This window comes from Shewanella sp. Isolate13 (assembly GCF_022398325.1).
Classification (GTDB): Bacteria; Pseudomonadota; Gammaproteobacteria; order Enterobacterales; family Shewanellaceae; genus Shewanella.
On record NZ_JAKEVD010000068.1, the window covers coordinates 1 to 2849 of the forward strand.

The window sequence follows — 2849 nt, forward strand, 5'->3', positions numbered from 1 at the left end:
ACTATACATGGTGTATAGTCATCGCGAATGTTAATAGTGAACGGTCAAAAAATGAAATCCTAAAACTATTTCTTGCTTCATCAGATGTTAAACCAATTGCAGTTAACACATAAGAAGGCTTTATTTCTCTAGATGAACATGCAGAACCTTTTGAAACGCAGATATCTAGCGAGTCACTCAGAAAATTACTTACTCTTTCGTTGAGAAATTGAATGTTAATGACATTGACTAAATTATGTTCGCAGTTTAATTTAAACTGTATTCTTTTTGACTCTAATAAAGCTAAAAACTCATTCCGAATTGTTAATAATTCATCGTGATCAAATTTGAAGTGTTCGGTTGCCTTATGTAAACCAGCAATCAGAGGCGAGGCTAGCGTACCACCTCTAATCTCTAATTGTTGACCAGCCCCATGAATGACAGGTTCAATTTCACAGTTTCTTGCATCTCGAATGTAAGCAAAACCTATCCCCTTAGGGCCACCAAATTTGTGGGCTGACACAGACATTGCTGCAAGGTTCATATCTAGAACATCAATGTTTAATTTACAAAATGATTGCGCTGCATCGCTGTGAAAGAGTACGTTTCGCTCGTAACAAACCTCACCAATTTCTTGTATTGGATTTATTGATCCTAATTCATTATTAACATGCATTATGGAGACTAGAATAGTGTCTTTTGTTATAGAGTTCTCAACTGCTTCAGCGGTAATGATACCTTGCTTTGTAGGCTGCAAGTAGGTAACCGTAAAGCCTTTAGTTTCTAGAAATTTACAAATATTGAGTACACATTTATGCTCAATCGCAGAAGTAATGATATGTTTACCTTTATTTTGGTTAGCAAAAGCTAGCCCTTTTATAGCCAGGTTATTAGCTTCAGTCGCGCCACTAGTAAAAATAATTTCACTTGGGTATGCGCCTATCTTATCGGCTATATATTCTTTTGCTGCTTGCACCGTTTCATTTGCCGCTAGACCAAGACTATGAGTTGATGAAGGGTTTGCATAGCAGTCTTTGAAAGCTCGCTCAATTTCAACAAGTACTTCAGGTAAAACGGGTGTTGAGGCTAGATAGTCTAGGTAAAGCATATGAGCCTGGAGAATTCTTGGTTTTGGTGTACGCATTATTCCTTTAGATACAAATAAATGCAAGTGAGGCGTGTTGAATCAAAATTAATTGTGCTACTTGAGCTTTATCACATTTAATTCATTGTTCGAATAGACATTTAGGTACTTGAAAATGTTAAGATAAGCTGTTCTTTGATGGTATTTCCAGAGAGTTACGATAATCATAAAGTGTGTTAATTATGCAGGTTAAAGCATTAACAAGCAAAAGGATGTTATGAGTGTGTTGATTGGTGTGTTTGGGTTAACGCTATCATTACTATTATTGGAATAATTAAATGAAATTAAACGAAGTATTTGAGTCGACACCTAAATCGGTACATGAAGTGATATCTGAAAGTGGCACATGCTTCCATATTCCTGAGTATCAACGACCTTATTCATGGAATGAAGATAAAGTAGTAAGGCTTATTGATGATATTAAGGCTGGATGTGCTGTGCTGGTTGATCATGGTGATGCTATTACTTTTCTTGGCACGCTTCTTACGGTAGATGACTACATAGGTTTATCTCTTTCTCCTGAACTCAAATCAGAGAAACCTTCTAAAACGAGGCTGGTTATCGATGGGCAGCAGCGCCTAACGACTTTAACTTTACTTTGTACACGCCTTTATCTTCGTCTTGAAAATTACCTAACGGTACTGACCGAGATGGCTTGTAGTTTTGAATCTAGTGAAAAGTCTCATGAACTGTCAGCTCAACTTAATAAGCTCTGTGATAACGTACATAACGTTTGCGCTGGTTTAAGGTTTTTCTCTAAAGATACAAACTCAAGGGATAAGTACAATCGTTATTATCCACTCTTAACTCGCTCTGGCGAAGATATTTGGTCTAAACAAAAAAATGTTGCCAAATACCAATCTGCTATATCGGAGTATATACATAAAGTTAATAAACTTGCAGTAGATGGTTATTTCACTTCTACACCAGAAGCAGAAGACCCGACTGTCTCAGCGAACTTGCACATTATTGATAAGAAGCTGATGCGTATTTCAGAAGGCTTTATTTTTAGCAATGATATAATTACAGAACTTTGTGATATTGATTTTAAAAATTACAGCCAAGAAACATTTTTTGATGTTGATTCTTTACCATTCTGCCTAAATTCAAATGAAGAAATTAAGGAAAAAGATAAGAAACTGATTAAAGAGTCGATATACCTTAGCGCATTTTCATCTTACTTACTTTATAGAACTTGCTTTACTTTTGTTAGTGTAAACAATTTAGATTATGCATTTGATATGTTTGAAGCGCTGAATACAACTGGAGAGCCCTTAACAGCATACGAAACCTTCAGACCGAAAGCTATTCAGTTCTTCCATAGTTTAAAAGAATCATCTTTATTTGATAAAGAGGCCGAAGGTAGGAAATATTTAGCTTTAATAGACAGCTATTTAAACTCTATATCAGACGCGACTAAAAAAAATGATGCAACGAAAAAATTAATAGATACATTTTCATATGCCTTAGAAGGTAAAATTACTGGAACACATATATCGCAGCAACGAAGATTTTTGATTGACTCATTTTCAAGTAGTAAAGATAAGCTCAATTACTTAGAGTGTTTAGCCGATACGGCTGAGTTTTTGTTTTCGATTTGGTATAAACCAGATGAGATGTTTGTATCTAAATGTATTGACCCTCTTGATCAAAGACAAGAGTTTAAGCTCGCTATAGACGTATTGAAGTCTACTGGGCATGAAATAGCAAGGCCATTATTAGCAAT

Annotated in this window: 2 protein-coding genes; one reads left to right on the forward strand and one right to left on the reverse strand. The window is 35.5% G+C overall.

Annotation, left to right across the window (positions count from 1 at the left end; all coding sequences use genetic code 11):
* Position 1 precedes the first annotated feature (1 nt).
* Complete coding sequence (locus L1D44_RS21580) at positions 2-1123, reverse strand: cysteine desulfurase family protein (RefSeq protein ID WP_239893249.1); 1122 nt, start codon at positions 1121-1123, stop codon at positions 2-4.
* A 278-nt stretch (positions 1124-1401) separates the two neighbouring features.
* Here L1D44_RS21580 and L1D44_RS21585 point away from each other — a divergent pair.
* Positions 1402-2849, forward strand: a 1448-nt coding sequence (locus L1D44_RS21585) for a DUF262 domain-containing protein (RefSeq protein WP_239893250.1), incomplete at its 3' end; no start/stop codon positions are given.

Bases quoted from the DNA above. Each gene is read 5' to 3' on its own strand.
- L1D44_RS21580 (WP_239893249.1), bottom strand. From the start codon at position 1,123: ATGCGTACACCAAAACCAAGAATTCTCCAGGCTCATATGCTTTACCTA.